At 73.8% G+C, this 16314-nt stretch carries 15 protein-coding genes; 12 read left to right on the top strand and 3 right to left on the bottom strand.

Annotated elements, in window-relative coordinates; all coding sequences use genetic code 11:
* Positions 1–20: 20 nt before the first annotated feature.
* Positions 21–812, bottom strand: a complete 792-nt coding sequence (locus L3X23_RS26740; protein WP_237195527.1) for a glutamine amidotransferase — start codon at positions 810–812, stop codon at positions 21–23.
* A 24-nt stretch (positions 813–836) separates the two neighbouring features.
* A complete protein-coding gene (locus L3X23_RS26735) occupies positions 837–1508 on the bottom strand; it encodes an HAD family phosphatase (protein ID WP_237195526.1) in 672 nt (223 codons plus the stop codon).
* Positions 1509–1802: 294 nt separating this feature from the next.
* On the opposite strand from L3X23_RS26735, the gene L3X23_RS26730 reads away from it, so the two are divergent.
* Together L3X23_RS26730 and L3X23_RS26725 are read left to right on the top strand one after the other, a co-directional pair.
* Positions 1803–3323 (top strand): alpha/beta fold hydrolase, encoded by a 1521-nt coding sequence (locus tag L3X23_RS26730; protein ID WP_237195525.1) that lies wholly within the window; start codon positions 1803–1805, stop codon positions 3321–3323.
* 88 nt (positions 3324–3411) lie between these two features.
* On the top strand, positions 3412–5577 hold the full coding sequence (locus L3X23_RS26725; protein ID WP_237198129.1) for a glycogen debranching N-terminal domain-containing protein: 2166 nt from the start codon (positions 3412–3414) through the stop codon (positions 5575–5577).
* A gap of 12 nt (positions 5578–5589) precedes the next feature.
* Here the strand turns inward: L3X23_RS26725 and L3X23_RS26720 are convergent, their stop codons facing one another.
* On the bottom strand, positions 5590–5916 hold the full coding sequence (locus L3X23_RS26720; protein WP_237195524.1) for an ANTAR domain-containing protein: 327 nt from the start codon (positions 5914–5916) through the stop codon (positions 5590–5592).
* 207 nt (positions 5917–6123) lie between these two features.
* On the opposite strand from L3X23_RS26720, the gene L3X23_RS26715 reads away from it, so the two are divergent.
* The 10 genes from L3X23_RS26715 to L3X23_RS26670 all read left to right on the top strand — a co-directional run bounded on the left by L3X23_RS26715 (position 6124) and on the right by L3X23_RS26670 (position 16309).
* Entirely contained in the window at positions 6124–6762 is a 639-nt protein-coding gene (locus L3X23_RS26715) for a DUF1345 domain-containing protein (RefSeq protein WP_237195523.1), read from the top strand.
* Positions 6763–6903: 141 nt separating this feature from the next.
* Complete coding sequence (locus L3X23_RS26710) at positions 6904–7434, top strand: general stress protein (protein WP_237195522.1); 531 nt, start codon at positions 6904–6906, stop codon at positions 7432–7434.
* Between the two features lies 1 nt (position 7435).
* Positions 7436–9322: a molecular chaperone DnaK gene (gene dnaK / locus L3X23_RS26705; protein WP_237195521.1), complete on the top strand. Its 1887-nt coding sequence runs from the start codon at positions 7436–7438 to the stop codon at positions 9320–9322.
* A gap of 9 nt (positions 9323–9331) precedes the next feature.
* The gene (locus tag L3X23_RS26700; RefSeq protein ID WP_237195520.1) at positions 9332–9898 is read left to right on the top strand and encodes a nucleotide exchange factor GrpE; all 567 of its coding nucleotides are present in this window, start codon (positions 9332–9334) and stop codon (positions 9896–9898) included.
* Between the two features lie 3 nt (positions 9899–9901).
* Positions 9902–10891, top strand: coding sequence for a DnaJ C-terminal domain-containing protein (locus L3X23_RS26695; protein ID WP_237195519.1), 990 nt, complete (start codon positions 9902–9904; stop codon positions 10889–10891).
* A complete protein-coding gene (locus L3X23_RS26690) occupies positions 10888–11268 on the top strand; it encodes a chaperone modulator CbpM (protein WP_237195517.1) in 381 nt (126 codons plus the stop codon). The genes L3X23_RS26695 and L3X23_RS26690 overlap by 4 nt, the downstream gene beginning before the upstream one ends.
* A 4-nt stretch (positions 11269–11272) precedes the next feature.
* Complete coding sequence (gene clpB / locus L3X23_RS26685; RefSeq protein WP_237195515.1) at positions 11273–13900, top strand: ATP-dependent chaperone ClpB; 2628 nt, start codon at positions 11273–11275, stop codon at positions 13898–13900.
* Complete coding sequence (trxA, locus tag L3X23_RS26680; protein ID WP_237195513.1) at positions 13897–14361, top strand: thioredoxin; 465 nt, start codon at positions 13897–13899, stop codon at positions 14359–14361. The genes clpB and trxA overlap by 4 nt, the downstream gene beginning before the upstream one ends.
* Positions 14358–14630, top strand: coding sequence for a UBP-type zinc finger domain-containing protein (locus tag L3X23_RS26675; RefSeq protein WP_237195511.1), 273 nt, complete (start codon positions 14358–14360; stop codon positions 14628–14630). The genes trxA and L3X23_RS26675 overlap by 4 nt, the downstream gene beginning before the upstream one ends.
* Complete coding sequence (locus L3X23_RS26670) at positions 14627–16309, top strand: FAD-dependent oxidoreductase (RefSeq protein WP_237195509.1); 1683 nt, start codon at positions 14627–14629, stop codon at positions 16307–16309. The genes L3X23_RS26675 and L3X23_RS26670 overlap by 4 nt, the downstream gene beginning before the upstream one ends.
* Positions 16310–16314: the final 5 nt, after the last annotated feature.

Genomic DNA, 16314 nt, shown 5'->3' with positions numbered 1-16314 from the left:
GTCAGGTCACCTTCGCGGTGTCAGGGGCTCTCGCCTGCGTCGGGACCGCCTGCGGCCCAGGACAGTATCGACGTCCACAGCCCCGCGTAGTGCTCCCACTCCACGAATTCCGGCGGCGCCCAGTGCGGCGCGAGGTCGGAGGTGAAGGCCACGGAGCGGCCACGGCCGTAGCCACCCACCACGAGCAGCGGGTCGTCACCGGTGCGCGCGACCACCGTGGAGCCCTCCTTGGGGAAGGTCCGGTTGTAGCCCAGCAGCATCGGCCACTCGGCGGGAGTGTCCCCCAGCACGGGGTGCGTCGGCTCGCAGACGTCGACCTTCAGCCCGTCGGACATCTCCACCCGGTCGTCGGTGGGCATCAGGTCCACCGGCAGGACGCCCGCGAGCGGGCTCATCCCGTAGCGGGCCTTGCCGTCGATGCCGGTGAACGACAGGTACCCGCCGATCATCACGAGCCCGCCGCCGCGACCCACGTAGTCCGCGACCAGGGAGAGCTTGTTGGGGGACTTCTGCGACCGCAGGAACGTCTCGTCCGGCAGCAGGAAGGAGTTGGAGCCGATGTCGGAGATGACGACGACGTCGAACGCCGCCAGCTCCTCCGCCGTCTTCGGGAAGCACGCCGAGATCTCGTGTCCCCGCACGTAGGTCAGCTCGTGGCCCGCCGCCCGCAGGCAGTCCAGGAAGACTCCGGCCCCCTCCTCGTACTCGGTGGAGTGGAACTGGTCGAAGCCCTTCATGTGGATCGTGTGCTTGATCCAGGACTCACCTGCGACCAGGACGCGCAGGGATGGGGAGCTCAGGTTGTCGGGCACGTGCCCTCCTCTCGTCTGCGCCGACTATAAACGATTCTTGTTACCGCCCGATGACGTCTGCGGCCGGTCACCCGCCAGCAGCTCGCGACCGAGCGCGTACGCCTCGCGGATGTCCGTGCCCTCGTAGGTGGCCGCCGCCAGCTCGACGACGGCCGGGGTCGCGTTCACCGCGACGGTGTGGCGCAGCCGGGCGAACAGCGCGAGGTCCGACCGGGAGTCGCCGTAGGCGACGCAGTCGGCCTCGGCGATCCCGTGCCGGGCCCGCACGGCGTCGGTGATCTCGACCTTGGCCGCGGCCGACAGCGTGACACCGGGTCGCAGCGGCCGACCGAGCTCCAGGTCCGTGCCGTAGGTCTCGTGCGCGCCCCAGTCCTCGAGCCTGCGCACGAAGAAGTGGGGGGACTGCGACACCACGATCGCGATCTCGCCCCGGGCGCGGATGTCGGCGAAGGTCTCCGGGACGCCGGTCATCCACGCCGCCCCCCGGAAGGCGGCGTCCACCTCCTCGGCGGGGGCGTCTCCGCAGACGTCCAGCAGGGTCTGCCAGAACTCGTCGTCGCTGATGTCGCCCGCGATCCAGCGGGCCTCGATCGCGTGCCCGGTCTCGGGGTCGCCGAAGTGGCGGGTCAGCTCGAGCGCGGCGGCGCCGCGGAGCAGCGTGCCGTCCATGTCGAAGACGTGTAGGCGGGGCGCCACAGAGCGTCCTTTCGGCAGTAATCGTTTCTAGTCTGAACTCTGACGACCGGCGGCGCTGCGCGAGCATGCCACCGCTGTGCTCGACACTAGCCACGGACGGGAGCGCAGAACAACATCACGAACGTTTCCATCTGGTTAGCCGGCCCGATCGAGTCCGCGCTCCGGCCCGCCGGGTGGGCGACCCCGGACGGCGCAGGACCCAGGTCCGCACCCGGACCCGACGCAGGTCGATTGTCGTGCGCCCCCCGGCTGGAGACGATCACCCCGACCCACGGCGACCGGGAGGCGACCGCGATGAGTGCCCGACGACGGGGAGCGGCGGCGGTGATCGGCGTGCTCGCGCTCGCCGGGTGCGCAGGCAGTCCCCCGCCCGCCGCCCCCGCGACCACGTCCGCGACCGCCGCACCCGCCGCCTTCAGCCCCGCGGCCTGCCCCAACCCGATCTACCCGGGGGTGACCCAGCTCGACCTCGGGCCCGGCGTCGAGTGCGGTTACCTGACGGTCCCGCAGGATCGCACGCGGCCGGACGGCCGGACCCTCCGCCTCGCCGTCGCCCGCGCCGCGGCCACCGCCCCGAACCCGAAGGCCGACCCGCTCGTCTACCTCGCGGGCGGGCCGGGCGGCAGCGGGCTGATCAGCGCGGCGCCCCGGATCGCCGCGGGCTGGAACCGCGACCGGGACGTCATCTTCCTCGACCAGCGGGGAACCTGGAAGTCCGATCCGCTGCTCTCCTGCCCGGAGATCGACGCCTTCCAGGCCGAGCTCGTCGGCCTGGTCACCACCGATCCCGCGACGGCCGCGCGCAGCGCCGCGGCGACCGCGGCCTGCCGGGAGCGCCTGACGACCGCCGGCTGGGACCTCGCCGCCTACGACACGGCCGAGAACGCCGCGGACCTCGCCGACCTGCGGACCGCGCTCGGCATCGACGAGTGGGACCTCTACGGCGTCTCCTACGGCACCGACCTGGCCCTGCAGACCGTGCGCGACCATCCCGACGGGATCCGCGCCGTCGTCCTCGACTCGGTCGTGCCGCCGCAGCTCAACACCCCGGAGAGCTTCTGGCCGTCCGCTCGCAGCGGGCTCGACGCCCTGTTCGCCGCCTGCGCCGCCCAACCGGCGTGCCGGACGGCGTACCCGACCCTGCGCGAGGACTTCTTCCGGCTGGCCACCGACCTGACCACCACCCCGCGCACGGTGACCGTGGAGGGAACCACCGTCGTCGTCGACGGGTACAAGCTGGTCAACCTCGCAGTCACCGCCTCCCTCGTCCCCGGCACGATCAGCGGGATACCCGCGCTGGTCGAGAACCTGGCCCGCGGCGACGGTCGACTCGCCGCGACCGCCCTGCTCGCCGGGCTGCCGCCCTCCGGCGTCACCGCCTACGGCCTGGCGCTCGGGGTGTTCTGCGCCGAGTCCCCGACCACCCCGGACGCCCTGCTGGCGAGCGGCCGGGCGGCGCTGCCCGAACTGCCGGACGCCCTGCTCACGCACCCTCCGCAGATCCCCTTCCTGACCGGCGACTGTGCCGCGTGGGACGTGCCCGCGGCACCCGGCGCCCTCCGCGAACCGGTGCGGAGCGACCGGCCGGTCCTCGTCCTCGACGGCGCGCTCGACGCGATCACCGCTCCGGCCAACGGCGACGTGGTCGCCGCGACCCTCCCGCACAGCACCCGGGCCCGGTTCGCCGACGCGGCCCACGACGTCCTGCTCTGGTCGCCGGAGTGCTCGCTGCGGATCATGCAGGACTTCCTCGACGATCCGGCCGCGGTGGACACGAGCTGTGCCGCCGCCACCGCGCCCGCCCCGTTCACCTGAGCCCCATCGGCAGAACGACCGATTGCCGCCGCCCGCCCGCCGGAAGGACCGTGGACCCTCGGCGTAGGGACGACGGAGAGCGGTGACGATGGGCGCCTCGCTGCCCGAGAAGTGGAACCCGGAGAACGAACCGGCACGCGTCGGGGCGAACGCGGTGACCCTCGTGGAGGGGGCGTCGTTCTGCATCTGCACGTCCGGCGGGGACATCGGCGGCAGCGGGCCGTGCGGCGTCTTCTTCCGGGACACCCGCATCCTGTCCCGCTGGGAGCTGCGGGTGGACGGCGAGGTCCCCGACCCGCTGGCGGCGCTGAACCCCGATCCCTACCGCGCCACCTTCCTCGGCAGGCTGTCCCGCCGGTTCGGGCGGACCGACACCAACGTCCTGGTGCAGCGGGAGCGGCGGATCGGCAACGGGCTCCGGGAGGACCTGGTGCTGCGCAACCCGGGGGCCGAACCGACGACGTGCAGCGTGACGCTCTCCGTCGAGGCGGACTTCGCGGACCTCTTCGAGGTCAAGGAGGGGCGCGTGCACCCGCGCGGCGAGCCGGGCGCGCAGGCCCAGGACGACCGCCTCTACCTGGGCCTGCACTGGCGGGGGACCCACCGCGGCACGGTGGTGGAGGCGCCCGCGGGCACGGTCGCCGTGTCCTCGGGCGGCGCGGGGGCGGCGACCATCTCCTACGACGCCTATGTCCCCGCGGGCGGTCGGTGGTCGATCTCGCTGCTGGTGCGTCCCGTGCTGGACGGTGAGGCCGTCGAGGCGGCCTTCCCCCTGAACCAGCCGGAACGGGAGTCCCTGCCCGCCCGGCGCCTGCAGCACTGGCGGGAGACCACCCCGCTCGCCACGACCGGGCACGACAGCCTGCAGCGGACGTTGCGCCGCAGCCAGGAGGACGTCGGGGCGTTGCGCATCTTCGACCCGGAGGACCCCACGCTCGCCGCGGTCGCCGCGGGCGCCCCCTGGTTCATGGCGCTGTTCGGCCGGGACTCGCTGCTCACCGCCTACATGGCGCTGCCGGTCGACCGGAGCCTGGCGCTGGGCACGATGCGGACCCTCGCCCGCCACCAGGGTCGCGCGACCGACCCGGTGACCGAGGAGGAGCCCGGCCGGATCCTGCACGAGGTGCGGCTGGGGGTGCACTCGGGCCTGTCCCTGGGCGGCGGGCGCATCTACTACGGCACGGTGGACGCCACGCCGCTGTTCGTGGTGCTGCTCGCGGAGTTCGCCCGCTGGGGCGGCGAGCGGAGGTCCGTGGAGGAGCTGCTGCCGCACGCGGACCGGGCGCTGGCGTGGATGGCCGACCACGGCGACCGCGACGGGGACGGCTTCCTCGAGTACCGCCGGGCGACCGACCGCGGGCTGCAGAACCAGGGCTGGAAGGACTCCTGGGACGGGATCACCTTCGCCGACGGCCGCCCGGCCGAGGCACCGATCGCGTTGTGCGAGGTCCAGGGCTACGCCTACGACGCCTTCCGCGCCCGCGCCGAGCTCGCCCGCCAGCTCGACGACGACGCGGGTGCCCGACACTGGTCCACGCGGGCGGCGGCCCTCAAGGCGGCCTTCAACGAACGGTTCTGGCTCCCCGAGCGGGGCTGGTACGCCCTGGCCCTGGACCGGGACAAGAACGCGGTCGACGCCTGCGCGTCGAACATGGGCCACTGCCTGTGGAGCGGCATCGTGGACGACGACAAGGCACCCCTGGTCGCCGAGCACCTGCTCTCCCCCGAGATGTTCACGGGCTGGGGGGTGCGCACGCTCAGCAGCACCATGGGTGCCTACGACCCGGTCAGCTACCACAACGGCTCGGTCTGGCCCCACGACAACGCCCTCGTCGTCGCCGGGCTGATGCGCTACGGCTTCGTGGCGCAGGCGCAGCGGGTCGCGGAGGGGATCCTCGACGCGGCGGAGCACTTCGGGGGCAGGCTCCCGGAGCTGTTCTGCGGCTTCGACCGCGACGAGTTCCCCGAGCCGGTGCCCTACCCCACCTCCTGCTCACCGCAGGCCTGGGCGTCGGCCACCCCGGTCCAGCTCATCCGGACGCTGCTGCGCTTCGACCCGGAGCTCCCCCGGGAGCGGCTGTGGGTCGCCCCCGTGCTGCCCGGGGCCTTCGCCCCGCTGCGGGTCGAGGGGGTCGGCGTCGGAGAGGGCCGGCTCAGTGTGGAGGTGACCGACGGCCAGACGCGGGTGGAGGGCGTGCCCTCGGGCGTCGAGCTGCGCTGCGCGCCCCGCCCGGTGGAGGACCCATCCGACTGACGGGCGTCGCGCTCAGCGTCGCCCGCGCGGCCCGGGGTTCGGCGGGTCGTCGAGCGTTCCCGTGAGGATCAGCGTCTCGGCCAGCTCCCGCACCTTCACGTTGCGCCGCTGGCTCTCGGCGACGAGCGCGGCGATGGCCTGCTCGTCGGTGAGCCGGCGGCTGCACATCAGGATGCCGATCGCGACACCGATCCGTCGGCTGCTGAGCAGCGCGCGCTCCAGGTTGGCCACCCGCTCCTCCGCCGCCCGGAGCCGGGCCTGCAGCTCGTCGAGCTCGGGGTGGGCGTCGGAGCGCGGTGCCGGGACGACGGACGCCTGCGCGGACGAGCTGGTGATCATCGAAGTCCTGGTCCTCCCCCGCACGCCGCCGCGTGCGCACCGTGTGGCGCCGACCTCCAGCGTGGCGGCCCGTTCCGGCGCCCGAAATCGGCAGTGCGACCGATCCGCGGCACGACGCCGGCCGGGATGGGCAACTCTGCCGATACTGCTGCGCCGGCGGGCGGAGTCGGATGGAGCGGCGGGACGGGGTGCGGACGAGGAGGCGGCGTGGACGCTGGCGACCAGGACGCCCGGATCATCTCCTGGCGTCGCGTGGCGGTGTCGTTCGCCGCGGGCATCGCCGCCGCGGTCGCCGTGGTCCTGCTCGGCGCGGCCGAGCTGATGGTGCTCGTCGGCTGGGCCGTCGCGGTGACGATCCTGCTGGCGTGGGTCTGGCGCATCAGCTGGCCGCAGGACGAGCGGGGCACCAAACGCCTGGCGGAGGAGGAGGGTCGGTCTCACGTCATGGACACGGTGGTGCTCGTCGCGGCCGTGGCCAGCCTGGCCGCGGTGCTCGCGGGCGTGGTCACCGCAGGCCGGCAGGACGCGGCGGCGGTCGCCGGCGTCGTCCTCGCCATCGTCGACGCGATCCTGTCCTGGGCCCTGGTGAACACGGTCTTCGCCCTCAAGTACGCGCGGCTCTACTTCGAGGGGAACGACGGCGGCATCGAGTTCCCCGGGAACGACCACCCGGTGTACGCGGACTTCGCCTACCTCGCGTTCACGGTCGGCATGTCCTTCGCCGTGTCCGACACCGGTCTGGAGACCACCCGGATCCGCACGGTGGGACTGGGGCACGCGCTGCTGTCCTACCTGTTCGGGAGCGTCCTGATCGCCGTGGCCGTCAGCCTGCTGACCACCGTCTGAGAGCAACCCGGGCACCGACATCGGCAGGACGACCGATTGCCGACGCCGGCCCCCACGGGCCAGCGTGGACGGCGTGAACGGCCGCAGTCCGACGTGGTCGCCGCAGCAGCTCTCTCGTCGACCCGTCAGGAGGAACACTCCATGTCCCTGAAGGACCCGACCGGCGCGCGCGGAGGCGCCGCCGTGGATCCGTGGTCGCCCGGCAGCCCCGGTGCCTCGACCCGTTCGGCCAGGCGGACCGTCGCCTCGTACGCCGACTACGCCGACGCCGAACGTGCGGTCGACCGGCTCGCCGACCGCGACTTCCCGGTCGAGCGGGTCGCCATCGTCGGCCAGGACCTGCAGGCCGTCGAGCAGGTGACCGGGAGGATGAACTACCCCACCGCGGCCTGGCGGGGCGCGGTGAGCGGGGCCGTCCCGGGCGCGCTGCTCGGCTGGCTCTTCGGGATCTTCGGTTGGGCCGATCCGTTGGTCGCGGCGATCCTGCTCGCCGTCTACGGACTGCTCCTCGGCGCGGTGATCGGCGCGGTCATCGGGATGATCGTCTACGCGTTCCAGCGGGGTCGCCGGGACTTCGCGTCCGTGGCCTACACCCGCCCCCAGCGGTTCGAGCTGGTCGTCGACGACGAGGTGGCCGACCGGGCCGCCCGGCTGCTCGCAGAGGAGGACTGAGATGGCACGCGCGGTGGGTATCGACCTCGGGACGACGAACTCGGTCATCGCCGCCTGGGAGGGCGGCGAGGCCTCGGTCGTCCCCAACGCCGAGGGGGCTCGGACGACGCCGTCGGTGGTGGCGTTCACCGAGGGCGGCGAACGCCTGGTCGGCCAGCTGGCCCGCAGGCAGGCGATCCTCAACTCCACGGGGACGATCTACTCGGTCAAGCGGTTCATCGGCCGCCGGTTCGAGGAGGTCGAGGAGGAGGCCGGTCAGGTCACCTACGACGTCGTCCCGGACGAGAACGGGAACGCCCGGGTCAAGGTGCGGGACAAGCTGTACGCGCCGGAGGAGATCTCCGCGCAGATCCTGCGCAAGCTCGCCGACGACGCCGGGCGGCACCTCGGCGAGCGGGTCACCGAGGCGGTGATCACCGTCCCCGCCTACTTCAACGACGCGCAGCGCACCGCCACCCGGGACGCGGGGCGGATCGCGGGCCTCGAGGTCCTGCGGATCATCAACGAGCCGACCGCCGCGGCGCTCGCCTACGGGATGGACAAGGGCGGGCACGAGACGGTGCTGGTGTTCGACCTCGGCGGCGGGACGTTCGACGTCAGCGTCCTCGACGTCGGCGACGGTGTGGTCGAGGTGCGGGCCACCGCCGGTGACACCCACCTCGGCGGTGACGACTTCGACCGCCGGATCGTCGACCACCTCGCCGACGGCTTCCAGCAGGAGAACGGCATCGACCTGCGGAAGGACCCGCAGGCGCTGCAGCGGCTCTACGAGGCCGCCGAGAAGGCGAAGGTCGAGCTCAGCTCGGTCAGCCAGACCCAGGTCAGCCTGCCGTTCGTCACCGCGGACGCCACCGGGCCGAAGCACCTGACCACGACGCTGATGCGCTCGACGTTCGAGCAGCTCACGGAGGACCTCGTCGAGCGCACGATGGGGCCGGTGCGCCAGGCCATGGCGGACGCCAAGGTCGGGGCGGACGACGTCGACGAGGTCATCCTGGTCGGCGGGTCGACCCGGATCCCGGCGGTGCAGGCGCTGGTGCGCAGGCTGACCGGCGGCAAGGACCCGAACATGACCGTGAACCCCGACGAGGTCGTGGCGGTCGGCGCCGCGATCCAGGCCGGGGTGCTCAAGGGCGAGGTGTCCGACGTCCTGCTGCTCGACGTCACCCCGCTGTCCCTGGGGGTGGAGACCCAGGGCGGGCTGATGACCACGATCGTCGAGCGGAACTCGACGATCCCGGTCCGGCGCAGCGAGGTGTTCTCGACCGCGGTGGACGATCAGCCCGCGGTGGACGTCGTGGTGCTCCAGGGCGAGCGGGAGCGCGCGGCGGACAACCGGGTGCTGGGCCGGTTCCAGCTCACCGGCATCCGGCCCGCGCCGCGCGGGGAGCCGCAGGTCGAGGTCGTCTTCGACATCGACGCCAACGGCATCCTCAACGTGACGGCGCGCGACAAGGACACCGGCGCCGAGCAGGGCATCACGATCTCCGAGAGCGCCAACCTCGACACCGCCGAGGTGGAGCGGATGGTCACCGAGGCCGAGCGGAACCGGGCGTCGGACCAGCAGCTGCGGCAGGAGGTGGACGCGCGCAACCAGCTCGACAGCGCCGCCTACCAGGTGCAGCGCCGGCTGGACGAGCTGGGCGACGCGGCCCCGCCGCACGAGCGCGCCCGGGCCGAGCTGCTGGTCACCGACGCCCGGCAGGCCGTCGCCGACCAGGTGCCGCTCGACCGCGCCCGCGAGCTGGCCGGCGAGCTGCAGCAGGTGCTGGCCGGGCTCCAGGCGGCCTCGGGCGGCTCGAACGGCTCGGTCGGGGGCGGGGCGACCGGTGACGGGGCGACCGTGGACGACGACGACGTCGTCGACGCCGAGTTCGACCGGAGGTGACCTGCGGCGATGCGTGAGCCCGGACCGAACCCGCCGTCCGCCCCGCCGGAGGACGCACCGGACGCGGAGGCCACCGAGACCCGATCGCCGCCGGAGGGACGTGCGGAGGGAGCGCCGCAGCCGGACGGAGCCACCCGGCGGGCGCTCGAGGCCGCCGAGGACCGCTGGCGGCGGGCCGCGGCGGACCTGGACAACCTGCGCAAGCGCTACGCTCGAGAGGTCGCCCGCGAGCGCGAGAACGAGCGCGGCCTGGTCACCTCGGCCTTCCTCCCGGTGCTCGACACCCTCGACCGGGCGCTCGAGCATGCCTCGGCGAACCCCGACGCCCTGGTCGAAGGCATCCGCACCCTGCGTGAGCAGGCCCTCGCCGTCGTCGCGGGGCTCGGGTACGGACGGGAGGACGAGCCCGGGGTGCCGTTCGACCCGGCGCGGCACGAGGTGGTCGGGGTGGTCGACGCCGACGGGTCCGGGGCCCCGCCCGGTGCGGTGGCCGCCGTGGTCCGCCCCGGCTACGGCGCCCCCGGGCGCCAGCTCCGACCGGCCGCCGTCACCGTGGCGCAGCGGTCGGAGGGCTGAGCGGTGGCCCGCGACTTCTACGACGTCCTGGGGGTGTCCCGGGACGCCGGTGCCGACGAGCTGCAGCAGGCGTTCCGGCGGCTGGCCCGGCAGAACCACCCGGACGTCAACAAGGACCCGGGGGCGGAGGAGCGGTTCAAGGAGATCAACGAGGCGTACTCCGCGCTGTCGGACCCGGAGCTGCGCAAGCGCTACGACCGGTTCGGGGAGGACTTCCGGCGGGTCCCCGACGACTGGGAGGAGCGCGTCGGCGCCGGGGTGGGCGGCCGGGCCGGGGGCGGGCGCCGGGCGACCTGGACCTCGGGGGGTACCGACGGCGACGGGGGGTTCGGCGGGGGTTTCGAGGGCTTCGAGGGCTTCGACGGGATCGACCTGGAGGACCTCCTCGGCGGCATGTTCGGCGGCCGAGGTCGCGGGACGCGCGCGGGCCGCACCGCGGGCGCGGACCAGGAGGCCCAGCTCCCACTGACCGTGGAGGAGGCCTACCGCGGCGGGCGCAAGGAGATCACCCTCAACGGACCGGAGGGACCGCGCACCTACACGGTCACCATCCCGCCCGGCGTCACCGACGGCAGGCGGATCAGGCTGGCCGGGGAGGGCGGGCAGGGACTCGGCGAGGGCCCGGCGGGGGACCTCTACCTGGTGGTGCGGCTGCGACCGCACCCGCGCTTCCGCGTGGAGGGCCGCACCATCCGCGTCGAGCTGCGGCTCGCGCCGTGGGAGGCGGCCCTCGGCGCGACCGTCCCGGTCGCCACCCCCTGGGGCGAGACCACGGTGACCGTGCCGCCCGGCTCGTCGTCGGGCCGCCGGCTGCGCCTGCGCGGACAGGGCATGCCGAACCCGCGCGGGCAGCCGGGCGACCTGTTCGCCGAGATCAGGATCATGGTGCCGACCCGGCTCGACGACCGCGAACGCGAGCTGTACGCCCAGCTCGCGGCCTCGTCGTCGTTCGATCCGCGCCGCACGACCGACGACGCGAAGGGCCGCCGATGAACCCGCAGAGTCGCTACGTGCTGGTCCGTGCCCGGGGATCGGCGCAGGGGCCGGCCCTGCTCGACGAGGCGGAGCTCGCCCGGCGGTGCGGCCTGCATCCCGAGTTGGTGCGCCGGTTCTGGGCGTTGGGGCTGATCCCGGCCGCGCGGCACGTCGACGGCTCCCCGTGGTTCAGCCCGACCCAGGTGCCGGCCGTCGCCCGGTTGCAGCGGCTGCGGGCAGCCCTGCCGCTGAACTACGCCGCCCTCGGACTCGTGTGCGACCTCCTCGACCGGATCGCCGACCTCGAGACCGCGCTGCGCGTCCGCGGGCGCACCGAACCGGTGCGCCGACCCCCCACCCCCCAGCCGACGGACGACCGATCGGAGCGGAACTGAAGCGATGGACCCGAACCGACTGACCCAGAAGTCCCAGCAGGCCCTGTCCGAGGCACAGGACCTGGCCACCCGCGCAGGCCACACCGAGGTCGACGGCGAGCACCTGCTGGCCGCGCTGGTCGACCAGCCGGACGGGTTGGTGCCCCGGCTGCTCGGCGAGATGGACGTCGACGTGGCGGCGGTGCGCGCCGACCTGGAGACCGAGCTCGGCCGCAAGCCCCGCACGACCGGGCCGGGTGCCCAGCCGGGCCAGGTCGCGGTCACCCGCCGGCTGGCGGCGCTGCTCGACGCCGCCGACCGGGAGGCGCGGCGGATGAAGGACGAGTACGTGTCGGTCGAGCACCTGCTCGTGGCGCTCGCGGACGAGGGGTCCGCAGGCGGTGCGGGCCGGGTGCTGGCCCGCCACGGCGTCACCCGCGAGGCCTTCCTCGCCGCACTGACCCGGGTGCGGGGCAACCAGCGCGTCACCTCCGCCACCCCGGAGGGGGCGTACGAGGCGCTGACGAAGTACGGGTCGGACCTGGTGGAGGCGGCCCGCGCCGGTCGGCTCGACCCGGTGATCGGCCGCGACGCCGAGATCCGCCGGGTCGTGCAGATCCTGTCCCGCAAGTCGAAGAACAACCCGGTGCTGCTCGGCGAGCCCGGGGTCGGCAAGACCGCCATCGTCGAGGGCCTGGCCCAGCGCATCGTGGACGGGGACGTCCCCGAGGGCCTGCGCGACCGCACGATCTTCGCCCTGGACATGGGGCTGCTCGTGGCCGGGGCGAAGTACCGCGGCGAGTTCGAGGAACGGCTGCAGGCGGTGTTGTCCGAGGTCAAGGCCGCGGAGGGGCGCATCCTGCTGTTCGTCGACGAGCTGCACACCGTCGTCGGTGCGGGGGCGTCCGAGGGCTCGATGGACGCGGGCAACATGCTCAAGCCGATGCTCGCCCGCGGTGAGCTGCACATGATCGGCGCGACGACGCTGGCCGAGTACCGGCAGAACGTCGAGAAGGACGCCGCGCTGGAGCGGCGGTTCCAGCCCGTCTTCGTCGACGAGCCCACCGTCGAGGACTCGGTGTCCATCCTGCGTGGGCTGCGCGAGCGGTTCGAGGTCTTCCACGGCGTCCGGATCCTCGACGGGTCACTGATCGCCGCGGCGACGTTGAGCCACCGCTACCTCACCGGCCGGTTCCTGCCCGACAAGGCCATCGACCTGGTCGACGAGGCCTGCGCCCGGCTGCGCACGGAGATCGACTCCATGCCCGCCGAGCTGGACGAGATCACCCGCAAGGTGATGCGGCTGGAGATCGAGGAGGCGGCGCTCGCCCAGGAGGAGGAGGACCCGCCGTCCCGGGTGCGGCTCGACCAGCTCCGCCGCGAGCTGGCCGACCTGCGCGGCGAGGCCGACGCGATGCGTGCCCAGTGGAACGCCGAACGGCAGGCGATCAAGCGGGTCCAGGACCTCCGGGCGGAGCTGGAGCAGGTCCGCCACGACATCGCCGAGGCCGAGCGCTCCTACGACCTCAACCGCGCGGCGGAGCTGCGCTTCACGCGCCAGGCCGACCTCGAGCGCAGGCTCGAGGCCGAGCAGCACCGGCTCACCGAGAAGCAGGGCGAGCACCGCCTGCTGCGCGAGGTGGTGACGGCGGAGGAGATCGCCGAGATCGTCTCGGTGTGGACCGGGATCCCGGTCTCCCGGCTGACCGAGGGCGAGCGGGAGAAGCTGCTGCGCCTGGACGAGGTGCTGCACCGGCGCGTGGTGGGCCAGGACGAGGCGGTGCAGGCGGTCGCGGACGCGATCATCCGGGCCCGGTCCGGGGTGAAGGACCCGCGCAGGCCCACGGGCTCGTTCCTCTTCCTCGGCCCGACCGGGGTCGGGAAGACCGAGCTGGCGAAGGCGCTGGCCCAGGCGTTGTTCGACTCCGAGGACAACATCGTCCGGCTCGACATGAGCGAGTACCAGGAGCGGCACACCGTGTCCCGGCTGGTCGGCGCCCCGCCCGGCTACGTCGGCTACGAGGAGGGCGGCCAGCTCACCGAGGCGGTCCGGCGGCGTCCGTACGCCGTCGTGCTGTTCGACGAGACGGAGAAGGCGCACCCGGACGTCTTCAACACCCTGCTGCAGGTCCTCGACGACGGCAGGCTCACCGACGCGCAGGGTCGCACCGTCGACTTCCGCAACACGGTCATCATCATGACGTCCAACATCGGGTCGCAGTACCTGCTCGACGGGGTCACCGAGGACGGCAGGCTGGAGCCGAAGGCCCGTGACCTCGTGCTGGCCGAGCTGCGGGCCCACTTCCGGCCCGAGTTCCTCAACCGGGTGGACGACACCGTGCTGTTCACGCCGCTGAACGAGGGCGAGATCGAGAACATCGTGGAGCTCATGCTGTCCGACCTGCGGGTGCGGCTCGCCGAGCGCGACATCACCGTGGAGATCGACGACGCCGCCCGCCGCTTCATCGCCCGCGAGGGCTACGACCCGGTGTACGGGGCCCGTCCGCTGCGCCGGTTCATCGCCCGGGAGGTCGAGACCCAGGTCGCCCGCGCGCTGCTGCGCGACGGGGCCATCGAGGGCTCCACCGTCCGGATCGACGTGGGCGACGACCGGCTCGTCGTCACCCACCAGCCCGTCGGGGCGCCGGCATGAGCGCCGCGGCGGCGGAGAGCACGCGCACGATCACCTGCCCGCACTGCGGGACGCGGAACCGGGTGCCCGCCGCCGCGGCGTCGGTGCCGAAGTGCGGCCACTGCCACGAGCCCCTGCCCTGGATCGCCGACGCGGGGGACGACGACTTCGCGGTCGTCGCGGAGCAGGCCCCGGTCCCGGTGCTCGTGGACCTGTGGGCGACCTGGTGCGCCCCCTGCCGGATGGTGAGCCCGGTCCTCGAACGGCTGGCCACCGACCGCGCGGGCGCGCTCAAGCTGGTCAAGGTCGACATCGACCGGGCGCCGCGACTCGCGCAGCGGTTCGAGGTGCAGGCCGTCCCCACCCTGATGGTCCTGCGGGACGGCCGGGTGCTGGCCCGCCGGCCCGGAGCCGCGCCCGAGCCCGCGCTGCGGAGCTGGCTGGACGAGGCGCTGCAGTCGAGAGGAACCGAGAACCCGTGACCCTTCCGCTGGGCATCGACCCCCACCTGGCCTACGTCCGCGAGGACGTCGAGCCCCGCACGCCGCAGGGCTGCGAGGAGTGCCTACGCACCGGATCCCCCTGGGTCCACCTGCGGCTGTGCCTGACCTGCGGGCACGTCGGCTGCTGCGACCAGTCCCCGGGCCGACACGCCCGCAGGCACGCGGGCCTGGTCGGCCACCCGATCATCCGGTCGTTCGAGCCGGGTGAGGACTGGCGCTGGTGCTTCGTCGACGGGGTACCGGTGTGATCACCCGGGAGCCCGCCGACGTGCCGTCCGGGGAGACGCCGGACGTCTCCGGGGCCTTCCCCCGCCTCGAGGAGACGCGCCTGCGCGAGCTCGAGGAGTGGGGGGAGCGTCGGCCCACGACGCGCGGGGAGGTGCTCATCACCGAGGGCGACCCCGAGGACACGTTCTTCGTGCTGCTCTCCGGCCGGGTCGCCGTCGTCGAGGCGCTGGGGACGCCCGACGAGCGGGTGGTGCGGGTGCACGGGCCCGGCCGCTTCCTCGGCGAGCTCGGGGTCCTCACCGGGCAGCCCGCCTTCCTGAGCGACGTCGTCGTCGACCCGGGTGAGGTCCTGGCGCTGCCCGCCGCCAGGCTGCGCAGCCTGGCGGCCCGCGACTCCGCCTTCGGCGACCTCGTGCTGCGGGCCTACCTCGTCCGCCGCTGGCTGACCCTCGGCGAGGGCGTCGGGTTCCGGATCATCGGCTCCCGCTACTCGGCCGCCACCCGGAAGCTGCGCGAGTTCGCCGCCCGCAACCGGCTGCCCCACCGGTTCCTGGACCTGGAGACCGACCCCACCGCCGAGCGGCTGCTGCGGTCGCTGGGGCTCGGTCCCGCCGACACCCCGATCGTGCTCTACCGGGGCACGTTGCTGCGCAACCCGTCGACCGCCGAGCTCGCGCCGACGTTCGGGCTGCGTGACCTCGGCCATGGCGCAGAGATCTGTGATCTCGTGGTGGTGGGCGCCGGTCCGGCCGGGCTCGCGGCGGCCGTCTACGGCGCCTCGGAGGGCCTGGACACCACCCTGCTCGACGGCGTCGCGGCGGGCGGGCAGGCGGCGCGGACGTCCTGCATCGAGAACTACCTCGGCTTCCCCTCCGGGATCTCCGGGGGCGAGCTGGCCGAACGCGCCCTGCTGCAGGCGGAGAAGTTCGGGGTGCGGCGTTCCGTGCCGTCGGAGGTGGTGGGGTTGGCGGAGCGCGACGGGCACCACGTCCTGCGCTTCGCCGACGGCGACGAGCTGGTCACCCGCACGGTGATCGTCGCGTCCGGCGTGCGCGTCCGCAGGCTGCCGGTCCCCGGCCTGGACCGGTTCGAGGACACCTGCGTCTACTACGCGGCCACCCCGCTGGAGGCCCAGCAGTGCGTCGGGGATCCCGTGGTGGTCGTCGGTGGGGGCAACTCGGCCGGTCAGGCCGCGATCTTCCTGTCCGGCCACGCCGCCGAGGTGCACCTGGTGGTCCTCGAACACACGCTCGACGAGAACATGTCGCGCTACCTCGCCGACCGCATCGCCCAGGACCCGCGGGTCGAGGTGCACCTGCACACCGCCGTGGAGGAGCTGGCGGGTGCGGACGGCCGCCTCGAGGCCGTCGGGGTGCGGGACACGGTGACGGGGGCGCAGCAGCGGCTGCCCGCGCGCGACCTGATGGTGTTCATCGGGGGCGAGCCCAGCACGTCCTGGCTGCCGGACTCGGTGGCGCTGGACTCCGGCGGCTACGTGCTGACCGGGCCCGGTGCGCGGCGGCCCGGGCGAACGGGAGCACCCGGGGACGCCGAGCCGCTGCTGCTCGAGACCAGCCTGCCCGGCGTCTTCGCGGCGGGCGACGTGCGCAGCGGCTCGGTGAAGCGGGTCGCGTCCGCCGCGGGCGAGGGCGCGATGGCGGTCCGGATGGTGCACGAGCACCTCGCCGCCCTCCGCTGAGCCCG

Origin of the sequence: Pseudonocardia sp. WMMC193, assembly GCF_021728735.1 — a bacterium.
GTDB lineage: Bacteria > Actinomycetota > Actinomycetes > Mycobacteriales > Pseudonocardiaceae > Pseudonocardia > Pseudonocardia oroxyli.
This window is presented reverse-complemented; position numbering and strand designations above follow the sequence as displayed.